Below are 19055 nucleotides of genomic sequence, written 5' to 3'. Positions count from 1 at the left end.
TTACGGAGAGGAATCGTCCCGCGATCGCCGAAGCTCCCAGTCCACGGCTCTACCGGGGCCGCCATCCATCGGTATAGTGGCTCGGTCCCCGGCTTCACAACCGATCCGGAGCCGGCCAGATCCTCGCAGGCGACGACGCACGGTGCTGTCCCCCGGGACAACGCCCGGTTCGGAACCTGCGTGGGAGACTGGGACGGTGGGCGACCCGGGCCCTCACTGCGAGTGAGCGGCCCGAGTCATGCGGGAGGACATGGGTTGAGGTGACGACAAGCCTCCAGCGCCCGGTAACCAACACAGGCCGGAGCAAGAGCGTGCGGCACGTCGACAGCTTCGAGATCCAGCCGCCGACGCCGCCGTCGCACAACGGCGTACCTCGGTCGGCGTGGGCCCGCGCCCGTCGACGGGTGTCGCGCTGGCACCGTCCCTACATCCTGCTGCTCCTGGTCGTCGACTTCGGCGCCGCCGCCCTGGCCAGTTGGATCGCGGTACAGACCTTCGACCAGGCCGCCTCGGGCTTCTCCGGCACCAAGGAGGACCCGACCTGGTTCCACACCGTGTCCTTCCTGCTGCTGCCGCTCGGCTGGTTGATCATCCTATGGGGCAACCGGGCGTACGACCGGCGCTATCTGGGCCTCGGCCCGGACGAGTTCAAGCGGGTCGTCCGGGGTGGGGTGGCGGTCGCCGCGACCGTCTCCTTCATCGCCTTCGCCACCAAGACCGAGCTGTCCCGGTGGACGGTGGGCTTCGCGCTGCTCGGGACGCTGCTGCTGATCCTCTTCGGGCGGTTCATGGCCCGTTTCCTGCTGCACCTGGTGCGCCGCAAGGTGGGTCAGGCCGGCCACCGGATGGTGCTGGTGGGCACCCTGCCGGAGGCGCTGGAGGTCTACACCGCGGTCACCCGTAACACCGGCGCGGGCCTCGTCCCGGTCGCCATCCACCTCACCGACGGGTACGCCGCCGCGCGCGGCATCGAGACTCCGGTGCCGGTCTACGCCGGCCGGGACGTGCTGGCCCTGGTCCGGGAGGTCGGCGGGGACACCATCGCGGTCTGCGGCTCGGCCAGCGCCGAGCCCGGCGAGCTGCGCCGGCTGGCCTGGCAGCTGGAGGGCTCCGGCGTCGACCTGGTGGTCGCCCCGCAGCTCACCGACATCGCCGGCCCCCGGGTGCACATCCGCCCCATCGAGGGCCTGCCGCTGCTGTACGTCGAGGAGCCGACCCTCTCCGGGCCGGCGCTGCTGGTCAAGAACCTGATGGACCGGGTCGCCGCCGGGCTGGGCCTGCTGCTGCTGGCGCCGCTCTTCGCCGCCATCGCCATCGCCATCCGGATCTCCGACCCCGGGCCGGTCTTCTTCCGCCAGCCCCGGGTCGGCCACGAGGGGCGGACCTTCCGGGTCTGGAAGTTCCGCACCATGTACGTGGACGCCGAGGAACGGCTGGCCGGGCTGGTCGACCAGAACGAGACCGACGGCATGCTGTTCAAGATGAAGGAGGATCCCCGGGTCTTCCCGGTGGGCCGCTTCCTGCGCGCCTCCTCGCTGGACGAGCTGCCGCAGCTGATCAACGTGCTCTGGGGCGAGATGTCGCTGGTCGGGCCGCGTCCGCTGCCCGCCGACGACGGCGACTTCCTCGGTGACGTACGTCGCCGGCTGCTGGTCCGGCCGGGGATGACCGGGCTGTGGCAGGTCTCCGGCCGGTCCGACCTGTCCTGGGACGAGGCGGTCCGGCTCGACCTCTACTACGTCGACAACTGGTCGCTGGCGTACGACCTGAGCATCCTGTGGCGCACGGTGGGCGTGGTGCTGGCCCGCAAGGGCGCGTACTAGCGCGGACGGGTCGCCACCCGTCAGGATCGCTGCGTGGGTGGCAACCTCTCCGCCGGTGCCGGCGTCGTCTCACTGGTCACCGCGCTGGCCGCGGCGCTCTGGGCGGTGGTCCGGCTGCGCGCCCGACGGGGCATCGCCACGGCCACCCAGCGGGCCACGTACGAGGTGCTGCACACCGCCGGCCTGGCCGCCGAGCCGCTGCGGGCGGGCCTGAGCAGCGCGGGCGCGGCGAAGGCCGTACGCCATCTGCGGGCGCTGGTGGGTGCGGCCGGGCTGGCGCTGACGGACCGGGAGGCGCTGCTCGCCCTCGACGGGCGCGGCGCGCACCACGGCGACCAGCTGCTCGCGGCGGCCCGGCGGGCGGCCACGGCGGGCCGGTCGACGGTGCTGCGCGAGTCGGAGTTGCAGTGCGACCTGGTGGACTGTCCGGTACGCGGCGCGGTGGTCGCCCCGCTCAGCGCCGACGGCCGGGTGGTCGGGGCGCTGGTGGCGATCGCCGACGGACCGCCCGCCCCCGGGCTGGTGCAGGCCACCCTGGAGACCGCGCACTGGGCCGGTGACCAGCTCGCCCTGGCCGAGCTGGACTCGTCCCGGGAGCGCCTGGCCCGGGCCGAGGTACGCGCGCTGCGCGCCCAGATCAGCCCGCACTTCATCTACAACGCGCTGACCGCGATCGGCTCGTTCGTCCGCACCGACCCGGACCGGGCCCGGGAGCTGATCCTGGAGTTCGCCGAGTTCACCCGCTACTCGTTCCGGTCGCACGGCGAGTTCACCACCCTCGCCGAGGAGCTGCGCTCGATCGACCGCTACCTGACCATCGAACGGGCCCGCTTCGGCGACCGCCTCCAAGTGCGCCTGCAGATCGCGCCGGAGGTGCTGCCGGTGACCCTGCCGTTCCTCTGCCTCCAGCCGCTGGTGGAGAACGCCGTCCGGCACGGGTTGTCCCGCAAGCCGGGCACCGGCATGGTGAGCATCGAGGCCCGGGACGCGGGCGCCGAGTGCCACATCACGGTGGAGGACGACGGAGTGGGGATGGATCCGACCACGCTGACCGCCGGGATCGCCGAGCTGGCCCGCGCCGGCAGCGACCCGACGGAGGACCCGGGCCAGCACGTCGGCCTCTCGAACGTCGACGAGCGGCTCCGGTCGGTCTTCGGCGACCGGTTCGGCCTGGTCGTCGAGACAGGCCTCGGTTCGGGTACGCGGGTGAGCATGCGGGTGCCGAAGTTCCACCCCGGCGTACGGGCGGGCTCGTGAACGGGCGCGGCGAGCGAACCGGGTCGGCACGGTGAACGCCTCGGGATTCCTGCGGGTGCTGGCGGTGGACGACGAGCCGCCGGCGCTGGACGAGTTGGCGTACCACCTGCGGGCGGATCCTCGGGTGGCCCGGCTGCACACCGCCGGGGACGCCACCGAGGCGTTGCGGGTGCTGCGGGACGGTGACGTGGACGTGGTCTTCCTCGACATCCGGATGCCGGGGCTGGACGGGATGGAGCTGGCCCGGGTGCTGCGCCGGTTCGCCCGGCCCCCGGCGATCGTCTTCGTCACCGCGTACGACGACGGCGCGGTGGACGCGTTCGACCTGGGCGCCACCGACTACGTCCGCAAGCCGGTACGCGCCGAGCGGCTGGCCGAGTCACTGCGTCGGGTGATCGGTGCCCGGGTGGTGCCGTCGCACCCGGCGGCGCTGGCGCGGGCGGAGGAGGACCCGACGATCCCGATCGAGCTGGCCGGGACGACCCGGATGCTGCCCCGCTCGGCGGTGCGCTGGGTGGAGGCGCAGGGTGACTACGCCCGGCTGCACACCGCGGAGGGCTCCCACCTGGTCCGGGTCTCGCTGGCCACCCTCGCGGAGCGGTGGGCGGATGCCGGCTTCGTGCGGGTGCACCGGTCGTACCTGGTGCAGTTGAAGCTGATCGCCGAGCTGCGCCTGGTCAACTCGGGTTACGTGGTGGTGATCGACTCGACCGAGCTGCCGGTGAGCCGTCGGCACACCCGGGAGCTGAAGGACAAGCTGGTGCGGGCGGCGAAACAGGACTGGAACCGCTGAGCCGGGAATAATCCGCGCGATGTCGTACGCTGTACGGTAAGCCGTACGACAAGCGTGGAGGTCGCCGTGCCCGTCATCACCGACCCGTTCGACGCCGGAGCCGAGTTCGACCGTCAGGTCGGCACGCTGCTCCGGCTCGGCTACCCGGCCCTGGCCGGACTCACCGAGCAGGCCTTCACCGACCTGGTCACCCCGCTCCGGGCGGCAGCCGTCGCCGGACCGCCCGCCGCCGAGGGCAGCCCCGCCCCGGCCCCCGCGGCACCCACCGACGCCCGGGTGCCGTTCCTGCTGGTCGTCACCCGTGACCTGGTGCCGGTGCCGGAGCGCCTCCCGCTCCTCACCCTGGCCGGGAAGCGCAGGCCCGGTGTCCTGGACCGCAACTTCCCCGCCGCCGACCTGCCGACCTTTCAGCCGATCAAGGAACTGGAGGTGCCGGCCGGCCCGGCGTACCTGCTCTTCGACGTCGACCGGGGCGAGGAGTTCCGCAACCTGCCACCGGCCACCGCGCTGGAGCAGATGACCGCCCGGGGTCGGCTGCCGCTCACCATCGACGAGGGGATCGCCTTCGTCACGCTGCACCCGGCGGCACTGGCGTCCAACCGGTGCTTCTCGCTGGTCGGGTCGCGCTGCGGGGACAAGCGGGTGCCGGCGCTCTGGATCAGCCAGGGCGCGCCCAAGCTCGGCTGGTGCTGGTACGGCAACCCGCACACCTGGCTCGGCTCCGCCACCGCCCACCCGGTCCGCGTCGGCCTCGACTGAGCCGGCGGCGGGGGCGGAACCGACCGGTCCCGCCCCCGCACCCGCTGCGTCGTCCACAGCGAACCTCCGCTCATCCACCGGGTTATCCACAGGGGTGAGCCGTTCTCCACAGGTTGTTCACAAGCTGAGCCACCGATCTCCACGGCTGCTCCCTACAGTCGGGACCCATGAACGAACGCCGGGTCCTGGTCGTCGAGGACGAACGGACCATCGCCGAATCCGTCTCGGCCCGCCTGCGCGCCGAGGGGTTCGCCGTCGACATCGCCGGGGACGGCCCCACCGCCGTGGACCGGTTCCGCGCCGGACGGTACGACCTGGTCGTCCTCGACGTCATGCTGCCGGGCTTCGACGGCCTGGAGGTGTGCCGGCGGATCCAGGCCGACCGCCCGGTACCGGTGCTGATGCTGACCGCCCGGGACGACGAGACCGACCTGCTGGTCGGGCTGGCCGTGGGTGCCGACGACTACCTGACCAAGCCGTTCTCCATGCGGGAGCTGGCCGCCCGGGTGCACGTGCTGCTGCGGCGGGTGGAACGGGCCGCGACCGTTCCACCCGCCGCCCTGCGGCTCGGCGACATCGAGATCAGCCCGGCCGAACGGCGGGTGGTCCGGGGCGGCGTCGAGGTGCACCTGACCCCCACCGAGTTCGACCTGCTGGTGCACCTGGCCGGCCGACCGCGCACCGTGCTGCCCCGGGAACGGTTGCTCGCCGACGTCTGGGGCTGGGCCGACGGCGCCGGCACCCGGACGGTGGACAGTCACGTCAAGGCGTTGCGCCGCAAGCTCGGCGCCGACCTGATCCGCACCGTGCACGGCGTCGGGTACGCCCTGGAGGTGCCCGCGTGACCGCCCGTACGGTCGACTGGCTGAACCGGGTGCTGCCCCGGCCGCTGGACCCGGTCCGCTCGATCAAGATGAAGCTGGGTGTCCTGCTGGTCGCCTCCTGGGCGGTCGCGGTGGGGTACTTCTGGTACGGCGTCGGCTGGCTCCCGCCGGGCACCGCGTTGACCGCCATCGGCATCGCGCTGGTGACCGCGCAGGTGCTGGCGCACGGCATGACCTCCCCGCTGCGCGAGATGACCGCCGCCGCCGGGGCGATGGCGCGGGGCGACTACACCCGCCGGGTCCGGGCCACCTCCCGCGACGAGGTCGGCGAGCTGGCCCAGGCGTTCAACAAGATGGCCGCCGACCTGGCCGCCGCCGACCAGCGGCGGCGTGAGCTGATCGCCAACGTCTCGCACGAGCTGCGGACGCCGATCACCGCCCTCCAGGGGGTGCTGGAGAACCTGGTGGACGGGGTGGCCACCCCCGAGCCGGCAGCGCTGCGGGCGGCGCTCGCGCAGACCGAACGGCTCGGGCACCTGGTGGCCGACCTGCTCGACCTGTCCCGGTTGGACGCGGGTGTGGTGCCGTTGCGCCGGGTCCGGATGGACGTGGCGGACTTCCTCGACGAGGCGGTGGAGCACGCCACCGCGACGGCGGCCGGGGCCGGGCGCGACGTCCGGTTCCGGCTCCGCCCGCCGGCCGCCCCGCTGACCGTGCACGCCGACCCGTGGCGGCTGCACCAGGTCTTCGCGAACCTGTTGGACAACGCGGCCCGGCACAGCCCGCCCGGCGGGACGGTGCTGGTGACCACCGAGGAGCGGACCGGCCAGCTGCACGTCGAGGTCACCGACGAGGGCGAGGGCATCCCGCCCGCCGAACGGTCCCTGGTCTTCGAACGCTTCACCCGGGGCGAACGGACCGCGGGCGGCGGAACGGGGCTGGGGTTGGCGATCGCCCGCTGGGTGGTGGAGCTGCACGGCGGCACCATCCGGGTCGCCGATCCGCCGGCCCGCACGCCCGGTGCCCGTCCCGGCTGTCGCATCCGGGTCTGCCTGCCCCATGTCACCTCCGCCCGAGAAGAGGACGCATGACCACCGCACCGCCACCGCGACCACCGGTCGACCCGCGTCTCGCGCTGCCCCGACCCACCGTCGGGAACCCGCAGCCGGTGCCCCGTCCCGCGCTCGTCCGCCCACCGGCGGAACCGTGGGCGTGGGAGCGGCGGTGGCCGGGGGCCACCGGCACGGTCCGGCCGGTGGTGCTCGGTGCCGTGGCGGTCGCCGCCACGGTGGCCGCGTCGGTGGTGCCGCTCGACCGGCCAGGGCTGGGCTGGCTGGTGGCCGCCCTGGCCGGCGCCGCCGCCCTCGGCACGGCCGCCGTCGCGCCACCCCGATCCGGGTCGGCCACCTCCACGCCGACCCGGCCGGAGGCGGCACCGGCAGACGCGGCCCCGCCGGCACCGCTCGGCACGACCGCGACGGCAACGCCGCCGGCATCGGCAGGCGCGGCCACCCCGATGCCGGCGGCGGAGCAGACACCGGCGGCTGTGGGCGTACCGGAGAAGAGCGGGACCACGACGGGGGCCGGTGGGGCCGTCCGTCCCGGCGCCACGGGGGCGTCGGGCCGGGCGGTCCGGCTGGTCTGGGCCGTGGCCACCGTCGCCCTGGTCGCGGTCGGCACGGTACGCGCCGCCGGCTGGCTCTTCACGCTCTGCTTCCTCGCCGCCGTCGGCACCGCCTCGCTCGCCGTCTCCGGCGGCCGGACCCCGCTCGGCATGCTGGCGGCGGGGGCGTTGCCGCCGGTCGCCGCCCTTCGGGCGCTGCCGTGGGCGGCCCGCGGACTGTCCCGGTCCCGCCCGGACGGTACGGGCGTCGGCCGGACCCTGGTCAGCGTCGCCGTCTCGGCCGCGCTGCTGCTGCTCTTCGGGCTGCTCTTCGCCTCCGCCGACGCGGTCTTCGCCGACCTGGTGACCGGGGCGCTGCCGGCCGCCTCCCCACCGGACGTGTTCGGCTGGGTGTTCCGGCTGGTGCTCGTCGGCGGGGTGCTGCTCGGTGGGGCGTACCTGCTGGCCGCCCCGCCGGACCTGGAGCTGCGCGCCGGACCGGCCCGCTCGGTCCGGCGGCTGGAGTGGGTGATGCCGCTGGCCCTGCTCGACGCGCTCTTCGCCGCGTTCGTGCTGGTGCAGCTCGCGGTGCTCTTCGGCGGCAGCGGTCACGTGCTGCGCACCGCCGGCCTCACCTACGCCGAGTACGCCCGCGGCGGCTTCTGGCAGCTGCTCACCGTCTCCGCGCTGACCCTGCTGGTGATCGCGGGCGCCCACCGCTGGGCACCCCGCGGCACCCGTACGGACCGGCTGCTGATCCGGGTGCTGATCGGCGGGCTCACCCTGTTGAGCCTGGTGGTCGTCGCCTCCGCGCTCTGTCGGATGCGGGTCTACATCGACGCGTACGGGGCGACCCGGCTGCGCCTGGTGGTGGCCACGGTCGAGCTGTGGCTCGGGCTGCTCTTCGTGCTCGTCGGGGTGGCCACGATGCGCCTGCGGGGCGACTGGCTGCCCCGACTGGTGCTCGGCGCGGCGGTGGTCGCGCTGCTCGGGCTGGCGGTGGTGAACCCGGACCGGTTGATCGCGGACTGGAACGTGGACCGCTATCGGCGGAGCGAGCGGCTGGACGTGGACTACCTGGCGCAGCTCTCGGCGGACGCCGTACCGGCGCTGGACCGGCTGCCCGAACCGATGCGGTCCTGCGCGCTGCGGGAGATCGCCGGGCAGTTGCCGGCCGACGGGTGGCGCACCGGGAACCTCGGCCGGGCGCGGGCCCGCGCGCTGCTGCGGGCCGAGCCGGTGACGCTGTACTGCCCGCTGCCACGCTGGTGAGCCTGAGCGTCGCCTCTTGACATTCCCGGCGGGCGGGCGAGACTGCCGGGGATGGCCGGAGCGGACGATCTCGACCGACCGGGGCGGGCCGCCGAGGCCGCCCCGGTCCCGGTGCCGCGCCCGCCGCAACCGCGTACCCGGATCGTGCTGGCCGAGGTGTCCCGCCGGGACCGGCCCGCCGACCGGACCCGCACCGAACTCGCCCAGCAGACCCGGGTCGGCGAGGCCCTGGTGCAGGGGCTGGTACGGGCCCAGTTGGCGCTGGCGCTGCGGCTGAGCCTGGTGGTGCTGATCGCGCTCGGCGGGCTGCCCTGGCTCTTCGCCGTCGCGCCCGCCGTCGGCCGGGTCACCGTGCTGGGCGTGAACCTGCCGTGGCTGCTGCTCGGGGTCTTCTCCTTCCCGTTCCTGATCGTGGTCGGCTGGGCGCACGTGCGGTGGGCGGAACGCAACGAGCAGGACTTCACCGACCTGGTCGAGCGGCCGGAGCGCTGAGGTGGGCAACGGCTACGTGGTTCCGGCGATCGTGGCGGTCACCCTGGTCACGGTCGGGATCGGCTTCTACGGGCTGCGGCTGGCCCGGACCACGTCGGACTTCCTGGTCGCCTCCCGGGCGATCAGCCCGACGTGGAACGCCGCCGCGATCGGCGGGGAGTACCTGTCGGCGGCGAGCTTCCTCGGCGTGGCCGGGCTGATCCTCAAGTACGGCGTCGACGTGCTCTGGTACCCGGTCGGTTTCGCCGCCGGCTATCTGGCGTTGCTGCTCTTCGTGGCCGCCCCGCTGCGCCGCTCCGGGGCGTTCACCCTGCCGGACTTCTGCGAGGTGCGGCTCGGGTCGCGGCGGCTGCGCGGGCTCGCCACCGTCTTCGTGATCTTCATCGGGTGGCTCTATCTGGTGCCGCAGTTGCAGGGCGCCGGGCTGACCCTGGCCACGGTGGCCGGCTCGCCGTACCCGGTGGGGGCGCTGCTGGTCGCGGTGGTGGTGACCGCGAACGTGGCGCTGGGCGGGATGCGGGCGATCACCTTCGTCCAGGCCTTTCAGTACTGGCTCAAGTTGACCGCGCTGGCCGTACCCGCGATCTTCCTGGCGTTGCAGTGGCAGGCCGACGCCCGCCCGGCGGTGACCCCGCCCGACGGGCCGACGTTCCGGACCGCGACCACCGTCGTGGTCGAGCACCGCGCGACCCTCACCCTGCCCGGCGGTGACATCCGGGAGGTACGCCCCGGCGACCGCCTCGACTTCGCGGCGGGCGACCCGGTGCCGGAGGTCGCCGGCACGGCGACCCGGGCCACCGACTGGCTGCTGCCGGACACCGCCGGGGCCGACGACCGGGGCCTCTTCGCGACGTACTCGCTGATCCTGGCGACGTTCCTCGGCACCATGGGGCTCCCGCACGTGCTGGTGCGCTTCTACACCAATCCGGACGGCGCGGCGGCCCGGCGCACCACGCTGGTGGTGCTCGCCCTGGTCGGTCTCTTCTATCTGCTGCCCACCATCTACGGCGTGCTCGGTCGGATCTACACCCCGCAACTGCTGGTCACCGGGCAGACGGACGCGGTGGTGGTGCTGCTGCCGGGGGCGGCGCTCGGCGGCGGCCCGACCGGGCGACTGCTCGCCGCGCTGGTCGCCGCCGGGGCGTTCGCCGCCTTCCTCTCCACCTCGTCCGGGCTGCTCACCAGCGTCGCCGGGGTGATCTCCACGGACGTGCTCGGTCGCGGCTCGGTACGCGGCTTCCGGCTGGCCACGATCATCGCCGGCGGGGTGCCGGCGGTGCTCGCCCTGAACGTCTCCGGGCTGGACGTCTCGCAGGTGGTGGGGTTGGCCTTCGCGGTCGCCGCGTCGAGCTTCTGCCCGCTGCTGGTGCTGGGCATCTGGTGGCGCGGACTGACCGACCTCGGTGCCGCCGCCGGGGTGCTGGTCGGGGGCGGGGCGGCGATCGGGGCGGTGCTGGTCACGGTGCTGGGGCCGCCGCTGTCGGGCTGGCCGGCCACGCTGACCACCCAGCCGGCGGCGTGGACCGTGCCGCTGGCGTTCACCGTGATGATCGCGGTCTCGCTGGCCACCCGACGCCGCCTTCCCGCCGACGTCGGCGCCACCATGCTCCGCCTGCACGCCCCCGAGGCGCTGCGCCTCTAGCCGTCCTCCTGCCCCGGGAGGAGAGCAGACTCGTCCTGCGGCGGGAGAAAGCGTTGGCACCGGGCGACTAACGTCGGGACATGACCCAAGAGCACTCCGCGCTCGCGTTGCGTGGCCTGGCCAAGCGGTTCGACAGCAAGGTCGCCGTGGCCGGGGTGGACCTGGACGTGCCGGCCGGGTCGTTCTACGGGCTGCTCGGCCCGAACGGCGCCGGCAAGACCACCACCCTCTCGATGGCCGTCGGCCTGCTGCGGCCCGACGCCGGTGAGGCCCGGGTGCTCGGGTACGACGTCTGGGCCGACCCGGTCCGCGCCAAGGGCCTGCTCGGCGTGATGCCGGACGGCGTACGCCTCTTCGACCGGCTGAGCGGGGCGGAGCTGCTGGCGTACCACGGTCTGTTGCGGGGCATGGACCCGGCGGTGGTCGACCAGCGGGCGGCGGAGCTGCTCGACGTGCTGGCGCTCAGCGACGCGGGCCGGACGCTGGTGGTCGACTACTCGGCCGGCATGAAGAAGAAGATCGGCCTGGCCTGCGCGTTGCTGCACGGTCCCCGGCTGCTGGTGCTGGACGAGCCGTTCGAGGCCGTCGACCCGGTCTCGGCGGCCCTGATCCGCGACATCCTGCACCGGTACGTGGTGGGCGGCGGCACGGTCGTCTTCTCCAGCCACGTGATGGAGGTCGTCGAGCGGCTCTGCTCGCACGTGGCGATCCTGGCCGACGGCACCATCAAGCGGGTCGGCACCCTGGCCGAGGTGCGCGGCGACCGCTCGTTGGAGGAGGTCTTCGTCGAGGTGGTCGGCGGGCGGACCGCCACGGGTGAGGAGTTGTCGTGGCTGTCCCGGTGACCGCGCCGGCCGGACCGGCCCGCCGGGTCTCCGCCCGCCACTTCGTCCGTCTCAAGCTGCGGGTGCTCGCCAACAACTTCCGTGGCCAGGGCTGGCGGATCGCACTCTTCGTGGTCGGCGTGCTGGTCGGGCTCTGGTTCGCCACCGGCGGCTTCTTCGCGCTGGCCGCCCCCGGCCTGGCCGGCGAGCCCCGGTTCGCCCTGCTGGCCGCCGCCTTTGGCGGGGGGCTGCTGGTGCTCGGCTGGCTGCTGCTGCCGCTGGTCTTCTTCGGCGTGGACGAGACCCTCGACCCGGCCCGGTTCGCGCTGCTGCCGTTGAGCCGCCGCACCCTGGTCACCGGCCTCTTCGCGGCGGCCCTGGTGAGCGTGCCGGTGCTGGCCACCCTGCTGGCCATGTCGGGGCTGGTGGTCACCGCCGGCCTGCTGGGCGGCTGGTCCGCCGCGCTCGTCGAACTGCTCGGGGTGGTCACCGGGCTGCTCCTCTGCGTCGCCACCGCCCGCGCGGTGACCAGCGCCTTCGCCACCATGCTCCGGTCCCGCCGGGTACGCGACCTGGCGGCCGTGCTGCTGGCGGTGGTCGCCGCGCTGCTGGGCCCGTTGCAGATCGTGGTGCTGGCGGCGGTCCGCCAGGCCGACTGGGACCGGCTGACCGGGGTCGCCCGGGTGTTGGGCTGGACCCCGCTCGGCGCGCCGTGGACGGCGGGCATCGACCTGGCCGAGGGGCGGGTGTGGGCCGCCCCGGTCAAGCTGCTGATCACCGCGGCGACCATCGGCGCGCTGCTGCTCTGGTGGTCCCGCTCGCTGGAGACAGCGATGGTGGGCGCGTCCAGCGCCGGCCCGACCCGCGACCGACGTGGCCCGGTCGGCGGTGCCGTCGCCCAGCTCTTCCCGCGCGCGGTCGGCTGGGCCCGGCGGGACCGCTTCGGGGCGCTGGTGGCGCGCGAGTGCCGCTACTGGTGGCGGGACGCCCGTCGCCGGGCGAACCTGATCACCATCGCGGTGGTGGGCATCTTCGTGCCGCTGATGGTCAACCTGGGCGGGCCGGAGTTCGTCAGTGAGGGCGACGCGGCGTTCGGCGAGGCTGCCGCCAACACCTCACCGGTCCTGGTCAGCCTCTCGATGATCTTCGTCGGGGTGCTCGCCTCGACCACCCTGGCCAACCAGTTCGGCTTCGACGGCAGCGCCTACGCGGCGAACGTCGTGGCCGGGGTTCCGGGTCGGCTGGAGCTACGCGCCCGGATGACCGCCTTCGCCCTGTACGTGGTGCCGATGCTGGCCGTCGTCGCGGTCGTCCTGGCGGTGCTGCTGGGGCATCCCGGCTGGCTGGGCGTGATGGCCGGCACGCTGCTGGCCGCGTACGGGGCCGGGCTGGCGATCAACGGGCTCGTCTCGGTGCTGGGTGCGTACTCGCTGCCGGAGACGAGCAACCCGTTCGCGATGAACAGCGGTGCCGGGGTGGCGAAGGGCTTCCTCACCCTGCTGTCCATGTTCGCCTCGGCGGTGGCCGCGGCACCACTGGTGGTGGCGGCGGCGCTGCTCGGCGACCTGTGGCTCTGGCTGGCCCTGCCCGTCGGGCTGGCGTACGGGTCGGGCGCGGCGCTGCTCGGGTCGTACCTGGCCGGCGAGGTGCTGGACCGTCGTCAGCCGGAGCTGCTGGCGGCGGTCACCCCGCGCCGCTGACCCCGCTCGGCCGGGCGGGTCGACCGGTCAGGCCGTCCGGCGCATGGCGGCGTAGACGTGGTGTCCCTCCCCGACGGACATGATGTTGACGAGTTCCCAGCCGTAGTTCGACAGGTGCTCGACCGCCTCCATGAGCGGGGGGAAGGCGTTGCGGCTGAAGGTGTGGCGGGCCTTCAGCATGAGGTGCCGGTACGGGTAGGCACGGAGGTCGACCTGACCGGCGAGGACGGCCTCGACGCCGACGACCCGGTCCTGCGCGAGCTGCTGCGGCGACACGAACGACATGCCCGACACGCTAGCCGGTCCCCGCTCGGTCCTCCCGCCGCCGATCCCCGTCAGTAGCGGGGCCGGGTGCCGCCGCTCCCGGTCAGCGGCGACGCAGAAACGCGTAGAGGAACGGGTTCCGGCTGTTGTCGGTGACGTTGACCAGCTCCCACCCGAACTGTCCCAGGTATTCGACGCCCTCCAGCAGCCGGGTGACGCCGCTGCCCATCAGTCCGGGCTGGACCATCAGGGCGAGGTTCCGGTGCGGGTAGGTCCGCAGGTCCACCTCGTTGCGGGCCAGCGCGTCAACGTCGAGGATCCGGGTCTGGGCGAGCTTCTGCGCCGTCAGGGGTGCCATATCCGGCACGATAGGCGCTCTACGCACCAGCCCCGGAACGGTCAGGGGTGCAGCGGCCGGCGGCGGGGGACGACCCGCCGACGGCTGATCCGCCAGTCCGATGCGGTCCTCGGCGGGGAGCATGTCGCTCCTTCACCTCTGGCCACATGCGGGCGGGTGGTGCCTTGCGGGCGGCGACACAATGGGGCGATGCCCGTCGTCGAAGCGGTGACCACCGTTCCCGTGCCGCCCGAGCTGGCGTTCGCCGTGTCGCAGACCGTCGCGCCGGTACGTTACCGCTGGGATCCGTTCGTCCGCGAGCAGCATTTCGCCGATGGCGCCACCCGCCCGGGCAAGGGCGTCCGCACGTTCACCCGGTCCCGCCACGGCCTCGTGATGGTCAGCGAGTACGTCTCGTTCGCCCCGCCCAGCCACGTCGGGATGAAGATGGTGCGCGGCCCCTGGTTCTTCGAGATGTTCGCCGGTGGCTGGCGCTTCGCACCCGCCCCGGAGCCGGGCCACACGGTCGCCACCTGGCGATACAACTTCCGCTGCCGTCCGGCATTCCTGCGCCCGATCGCCGAGCGCATCGGAGTCTGGCTGCTCGGCCGGGACATCAACCGCCGCATCGCCGGCTACGCCGTCGGCTGCACCGACCCGGAGGTGCTGGCCGCCGCCCGCCTCACCCTCACCGCCGACTGACCGCCCGCGCTCACCCCGCAGGATCGCTCCCAAGCCGCAAGATCACGCTCGATTCTGCAGAGAGCGGGCTCGAACATCCGGCACGATCGCGCTCGGCCCCGTCACCCTGCGAGATCACGCTCGATCTCGGAAGCAGTGGCATTGGCGCAGGTAGGAAGGCACTTCTTCCTGGATCGAGCGCGATCTTGTGGGTCAGATCGGGCGGTGGGCCCGCAGGGCCTCGATCAGGGAGCGCCAGGCGTGGGGGGTGAAGCTGAGGGTGGGACCGGTGCGGTCCTTGCTGTCCCGGACCAGCACCACCCGGCGCAGATTGTCCGCCACCTCGACACACGCGCCGCCCGTGTCACCTGATCGTGTCGACGTGCGCCAACGCGGCTCGGTGGTGGTCATGGCGTCACCTTCAGCTTCCGGATCAAATCCAGCGAGGCGCTCACGGAGAGTGCTTCGCCCAGCAGGCTATCCCACTTGCGGTCGATCAACCGGATGACTTCCGGGTCATCGATGACGTGCCCGCGAGCGACGTCCTCCACATAGGTGACCCGCTCGCCGTCGGGAAGTTCGGCCACCAGGAACCCGCCGATGAGACCCACGTGCGCCCCGACCTCGAGCGGAACCACGTGCAGGCGAACCGTGGGCAAGGCGGCCGCCTCGATCAGTCGCCCCCGTTGTGCATCGAGCACAGCCGGCCCACCGACCGGTCGAAGCAGTGCCGATTCGTCGAGCACAAAGACACACAGCGGTGGCTCGTCACGAAGGAACAACTGTTGCCGCTCCATCCGGACGGCGACCAACTCGTCCACCACACCCGGCGTGTGCAGCCCACCCGCCGAGATGACCGCCCGGGCATAGTCCTCGGTCTGGAGCAGGCCGGGCACGAGGCAGGGCTCGAACTCGCACAGCCGCGCCGCCTGCTGTTCATGCGTCCGCCACGGCACGAACCAGGTGGGCAAGCGCTGCCGGTCCGCCGCCGTCAACAGTTCGGCGAGGAGGCCGCCGGTGGCGAGGGCCTGGTCGGCGGCGACGGCGAACTCCATCGTCGGCCGCCTGCGGCCGGTCTCGATGGCGGCCACCGTGGACGGACTCCACTTGATCAGCGTCGCCAGCCCCTCCTGGGACACCTCCGCACCGGCCCGGGCGGCCTTCAACGCCCTGATCCACATCTCGACGTTCATCCTTACCTCTCCGGTAAGTACGTGACCGCGCTCCGTAGTAAGCCCTGGCATCCTCCCCTGTCCGGGCCAGCGAGTCCAGGGTGGAGACACGCGGCCCGACCGGTGGAGGCGACGACCCGGCGGTCGGTCCTGCGGCGGGCCGCCCCGGTCACTCCCCCGACCGGGGCGGCCCCTTCCCGACCAGAGGAGGCGCCCGTGTTCGCCCTGTTCCGCCGCCGTAGGAACGCAGCCACGCAGTCGTACCGGAGAGGCGCATCGTCCCCGGCGGGAGACGTGCAGCCGTACCGGAAAGGCACGCCGCTTCCGGCGGACGCTGCGTCGTACCGGAAGAGCCCGGCACCCCCGGTCAGCCGGGTGAACGCCGCACCGGCCTGGGCCTACGCCCCGACGGTGGCCGTGCCGCGCCCCGGCCGCGCCGGCTGGCTGACCCCGGCGCAGACCTGGCGGGCGAACGGTGGCCGCTGGTGAGCCGGCGACCGATCGTGGAGAAGACGGACCCCTGGAGGGGCCGGAATCGTCCACGATCTCATCGGCTCCCGGCTCGCACGGTGGGGTGGGGTCGGTGAGGAGGTTCGCGCCGCATGTGGCGATGCGGCCCTTGTGGCGGTGTCGGTCGTGCGGTGCACACTGGCCGTGCCAGCCGGCGCGACTGGCGCTGCTGACCGAGTACCGGCACGATCGCACGGCGTTGCTGCTCCATCTGGGCATGCTGATGGCGGAGGCGGGTGACCAGCTCACGCAGCTCGGCGGACGCCCGACCGACCTGCACGAGCGCTTCCTGGGTTGGGCACGGGCGCGGGGCGGCACAATGTTTCACGTGAATCATGAGCCGGGCGCCGAGATCCACCACACCGACCCGTTCGCCGTGCCCGCCGGGCAGCGGTCCCCCGTACGTCGGCTGCGTGGGCGGCTCGCCGCCCCGGTCACGCTCTGGACCGCGCCCGGGCCGGCCGGGCTGACCGTCTCGTCCACGCTGGTAGCCGAGGGTGAGCCGGACCGGCTGCTCGGGCTGATCGACCCTGAGGCCGACCTGTGGGCCGCGATCGAGGAGGCGGGACGGTTCGCGGTGGCACCGCTGGGGCCGACGCACCGGCAGCTCGCCGACCGCTTCGCCGGCCTCTTCCCGTCGCCCGGTGGCCTCTTCGCCATCGGCCCGTGGACCGAGACCCCCTACGGCCCGGTGCCGTCGGACGCCGGCGGGTGGGCGGGCTGCCGGCTCGACACCGCCCGGGAGTACGGCTGGGGCCTGCTGGTGGAGGCCACCATCGAGGCGGTCGACCTGGCCGAGGAGACCGCCCCGCTGCTGCACTACCGGGGCCGTTACCGCGAGCTGACCGACTAGGGCCGCCCGGCGGGGACTTCAGCGGGGCCGCCACCAGCGACGACCGCTCAACGGAGTGACCCAGGTCACTCGGCGCAGCCGGAGCGCCGTTCGGCGCAGCCGTCGACCTCCTTCGATCGCAGCCTTCCCCGGCGGGGAGCGCGCTCTCTACCGTGCGCGAAACTCCCCACGCCTGTGAAGGTGGTGATCCACAGATGTCCACGGACACACCCGCGTCCGCGCCCGCCGAGTCGGCGGCCGAGCGGTACCTCGCCGTACAACGGTCGGACGAGTTCGCCGGGTTGCGGCGCGCACTGCGCGGCTTCGTCTTCCCGATGACCGTCGCGTTCTTCCTGTGGTACGCGCTCTACGTCATCCTCTCCGCCTACGCGCGCGGCTTCATGGGCACGAAGCTCTTCGGCAACATCAACGTCGCCCTCGTCTTCGGCCTGCTCCAGTTCGTCTCGACGTTCGTGATCGCCTGGCTCTACGCGCGGTTCGCCGACCGGCGGATCGACCCGGTCGCCGACCGGATCCGGGCCGAGATCGGGGAGGTGACCCATGAACACGGTCCTCGCGGCTGAGGCGGGCGGCACCACCGCCCGGAACCTCACCATCACGCTCTTCCTGATCTTCGTGGCGATCACGCTGGCGATCACCGTCTGGGCCAGCCGGCAGACGAAGACCGCCACCGACTTCTACGCCGGCGGCCGCTCCTTCTCCGGCTTCCAGAACGGCATGGCGATCGGCGGCGACTACATGTCGGCCGCGTCCTTCCTGGGCATCGCCGGCATCATCGCGCTGTACGGCTACGACGGCTTCCTCTACTCCATCGGCTTCCTGGTCGCCTGGCTGGTGGCGCTGCTGCTGGTGGCCGAACTGCTGCGCAACTCGGGTCGGTACACGATGGCCGACGTGCTGGCGTTCCGGATGCGCCAGCGCCCCGTCCGGACGGCCGCGGCGGTCTCCACCATCACCGTGTCGATCTTCTATCTGCTGGCCCAGATGGTCGGCGCGGGCGCGCTGGTCGCGCTCCTGCTCGGCATCAAGCCGGGCACCACCTTCCTCGGCATGGACGCGGACACCGCCAAGGTCGCCACGATCATCATGGTCGGCGCTCTGATGATCATCTACGTCACCGTGGGCGGCATGAAGGGCACCACGTACGTCCAGATCGTCAAGGCGTTCCTGCTGATGACCGGCGCGGTCGTGATGACCCTGCTGGTGCTGGCGAAGTACAAGTTCAACCTGTCGTCGCTGCTCGGCGACGCCGCCGCCGCGTCCGGCAAGGGCAGCGCCTTCCTCGAACCCGGCCTCCGCTACGGCAAGGAGGTCGCCGGTGATCCCACCCAGACCTTCTACAACAAGGTCGACCTGCTCTCGCTCGGCATCGCACTGGTGCTCGGCACCGCCGGCCTGCCGCACATCCTGATCCGCTTCTACACCGTCCCCACGGCGCGGGCGGCCCGCAAGAGCGTGCTCTGGGCGATCGGCATCATCGGCGCCTTCTATCTGCTGACCCTGGCCCTCGGCTTCGGCGCGGCGGCGCTGGTCGGCGGCAAGGCGATCACCGCGCAGGACAAGGCCGGCAACACCGCCGCGCCGCAGCTCGCCGAGGCGCTCGGCAAGGACTTCTTCGGCGGCGACCTGGGCGGCGCGACCCTGCTGGCGATCATCGCGGCGGTCGCCTTCGCCACCATCCTGGCAGTGGTGGCCGGGCTGACCCTGGCCTCCTCGTCCAGCCTGGCGCACGACTTCTATGCCAACGTCATCAAGGACGGCCAGGCGTCCGAGCGGCAGGAGGTGACGGTGGCCCGGGTCTCCGCCCTGGTCATCGGCGCGGTCTCCATCGCGCTGTCGATCTACGCGCAGAGCCTCAACGTGGCGTTCCTGGTGGCGCTGGCCTTCGCGGTGGCCGCCTCCGGCAACCTGCCGGCGATCCTCTACAGCCTCTTCTGGCGCCGATTCAACACCTCCGGCGCGGTCTGGGCCATCTACGGCGGCCTGCTCGCCGCGGTGTTCCTGGTCTTCTTCTCCCCGGTGGTCTCCGGGGCGCCGACGGCCATGTTCCCCGACCACGACTGGCAGTGGTTCCCGCTCTCCAACCCGGGCATCATCTCCATCCCGTTCGGCTTCCTCTGCGGCTGGATCGGCACCCTGGTGTCCAAGGAGCACGACGAGGAGAAGTACGCGGAACTGGAGGTGCGCGCCCTCACCGGCGCCGGCGCCCACTGACGACACCGCACCCGGTGGGCCGGAGCCGCAAACGG

General features: G+C 73.0%; 19 protein-coding genes. 15 read left to right on the top strand and 4 right to left on the bottom strand.

Annotation, left to right across the window (positions count from 1 at the left end; all coding sequences use genetic code 11):
• Positions 1–311 precede the first annotated feature (311 nt).
• The 11 genes from ABUL08_RS24275 to ABUL08_RS24225 all read left to right on the top strand — a co-directional run bounded on the left by ABUL08_RS24275 (position 312) and on the right by ABUL08_RS24225 (position 12989).
• Entirely contained in the window at positions 312–1823 is a 1512-nt protein-coding gene (locus ABUL08_RS24275; RefSeq protein WP_350932283.1) for a sugar transferase, read from the top strand.
• Positions 1824–1856: 33 nt separating this feature from the next.
• Complete coding sequence (locus ABUL08_RS24270) at positions 1857–3080, top strand: sensor histidine kinase (protein ID WP_350932282.1); 1224 nt, start codon at positions 1857–1859, stop codon at positions 3078–3080.
• Between the two features lie 31 nt (positions 3081–3111).
• Positions 3112–3873 (top strand): LytR/AlgR family response regulator transcription factor, encoded by a 762-nt coding sequence (locus tag ABUL08_RS24265; protein WP_350932281.1) that lies wholly within the window; start codon positions 3112–3114, stop codon positions 3871–3873.
• 66 nt (positions 3874–3939) lie between these two features.
• Positions 3940–4632, top strand: coding sequence for a DUF5701 family protein (locus tag ABUL08_RS24260; RefSeq protein ID WP_350932280.1), 693 nt, complete (start codon positions 3940–3942; stop codon positions 4630–4632).
• 167 nt (positions 4633–4799) lie between these two features.
• Positions 4800–5477 (top strand): response regulator transcription factor, encoded by a 678-nt coding sequence (locus ABUL08_RS24255; protein ID WP_350932278.1) that lies wholly within the window; start codon positions 4800–4802, stop codon positions 5475–5477.
• Entirely contained in the window at positions 5474–6547 is a 1074-nt protein-coding gene (locus ABUL08_RS24250) for a HAMP domain-containing sensor histidine kinase (protein ID WP_377522519.1), read from the top strand. The genes ABUL08_RS24255 and ABUL08_RS24250 overlap by 4 nt, the downstream gene beginning before the upstream one ends.
• Positions 6544–8331, top strand: coding sequence for a DUF4153 domain-containing protein (locus tag ABUL08_RS24245; protein ID WP_350932277.1), 1788 nt, complete (start codon positions 6544–6546; stop codon positions 8329–8331). Before ABUL08_RS24250 ends, ABUL08_RS24245 begins: the two co-directional genes overlap by 4 nt.
• A gap of 51 nt (positions 8332–8382) precedes the next feature.
• Positions 8383–8823 carry a DUF485 domain-containing protein gene (locus ABUL08_RS24240; protein ID WP_350932276.1) on the top strand — a complete coding sequence of 147 codons (441 nt, stop codon included), beginning with the start codon at positions 8383–8385 and terminating at the stop codon, positions 8821–8823.
• Position 8824: 1 nt separating this feature from the next.
• A complete protein-coding gene (locus tag ABUL08_RS24235; protein WP_350932275.1) occupies positions 8825–10465 on the top strand; it encodes a sodium/solute symporter in 1641 nt (546 codons plus the stop codon).
• An 80-nt stretch (positions 10466–10545) separates the two neighbouring features.
• Positions 10546–11310, top strand: coding sequence for an ABC transporter ATP-binding protein (locus tag ABUL08_RS24230; RefSeq protein ID WP_350932274.1), 765 nt, complete (start codon positions 10546–10548; stop codon positions 11308–11310).
• Positions 11295–12989 carry an ABC transporter permease gene (locus ABUL08_RS24225; RefSeq protein WP_350932273.1) on the top strand — a complete coding sequence of 565 codons (1695 nt, stop codon included), beginning with the start codon at positions 11295–11297 and terminating at the stop codon, positions 12987–12989. The genes ABUL08_RS24230 and ABUL08_RS24225 overlap by 16 nt, the downstream gene beginning before the upstream one ends.
• A gap of 27 nt (positions 12990–13016) precedes the next feature.
• On the opposite strand, the gene ABUL08_RS24220 is transcribed toward ABUL08_RS24225, so the two are convergent.
• Positions 13017–13274, bottom strand: a complete 258-nt coding sequence (locus ABUL08_RS24220; RefSeq protein ID WP_350932272.1) for a hypothetical protein — start codon at positions 13272–13274, stop codon at positions 13017–13019.
• Positions 13275–13356: 82 nt separating this feature from the next.
• Positions 13357–13611, bottom strand: a complete 255-nt coding sequence (locus ABUL08_RS24215) for a hypothetical protein (RefSeq protein ID WP_350932271.1) — start codon at positions 13609–13611, stop codon at positions 13357–13359.
• Between the two features lie 189 nt (positions 13612–13800).
• On the opposite strand from ABUL08_RS24215, the gene ABUL08_RS24210 reads away from it, so the two are divergent.
• Positions 13801–14292 (top strand): SRPBCC family protein, encoded by a 492-nt coding sequence (locus tag ABUL08_RS24210; RefSeq protein ID WP_350932270.1) that lies wholly within the window; start codon positions 13801–13803, stop codon positions 14290–14292.
• A 192-nt stretch (positions 14293–14484) separates the two neighbouring features.
• Here the strand turns inward: ABUL08_RS24210 and ABUL08_RS24205 are convergent, their stop codons facing one another.
• Entirely contained in the window at positions 14485–14682 is a 198-nt protein-coding gene (locus ABUL08_RS24205; RefSeq protein ID WP_350932269.1) for a DUF397 domain-containing protein, read from the bottom strand.
• Positions 14679–15464: a helix-turn-helix domain-containing protein gene (locus tag ABUL08_RS24200; protein WP_350932268.1), complete on the bottom strand. Its 786-nt coding sequence runs from the start codon at positions 15462–15464 to the stop codon at positions 14679–14681. Before ABUL08_RS24200 ends, ABUL08_RS24205 begins: the two co-directional genes overlap by 4 nt.
• Before the next feature lie 589 nt (positions 15465–16053).
• Here ABUL08_RS24200 and ABUL08_RS24195 point away from each other — a divergent pair.
• The 3 genes from ABUL08_RS24195 to ABUL08_RS24185 all read left to right on the top strand — a co-directional run bounded on the left by ABUL08_RS24195 (position 16054) and on the right by ABUL08_RS24185 (position 19020).
• The gene (locus tag ABUL08_RS24195; RefSeq protein ID WP_350938818.1) at positions 16054–16806 is read left to right on the top strand and encodes a flavin reductase family protein; all 753 of its coding nucleotides are present in this window, start codon (positions 16054–16056) and stop codon (positions 16804–16806) included.
• A 194-nt stretch (positions 16807–17000) separates the two neighbouring features.
• On the top strand, positions 17001–17369 hold the full coding sequence (locus tag ABUL08_RS24190; RefSeq protein WP_350932267.1) for a DUF485 domain-containing protein: 369 nt from the start codon (positions 17001–17003) through the stop codon (positions 17367–17369).
• The gene (locus ABUL08_RS24185; RefSeq protein ID WP_350932265.1) at positions 17347–19020 is read left to right on the top strand and encodes a solute symporter family protein; all 1674 of its coding nucleotides are present in this window, start codon (positions 17347–17349) and stop codon (positions 19018–19020) included. The genes ABUL08_RS24190 and ABUL08_RS24185 overlap by 23 nt, the downstream gene beginning before the upstream one ends.
• The last annotated feature ends 35 nt before the right edge of the window (positions 19021–19055 follow it).

Origin of the sequence: Micromonospora sp. CCTCC AA 2012012, assembly GCF_040499845.1 — a bacterium.
In the GTDB taxonomy this organism is placed as follows: Bacteria; Actinomycetota; Actinomycetes; order Mycobacteriales; family Micromonosporaceae; genus Micromonospora; species Micromonospora mangrovi.
The sequence above is the reverse complement of the archived record's forward strand: the minus strand, read 5'-3'. Positions and strand labels throughout refer to the sequence as shown.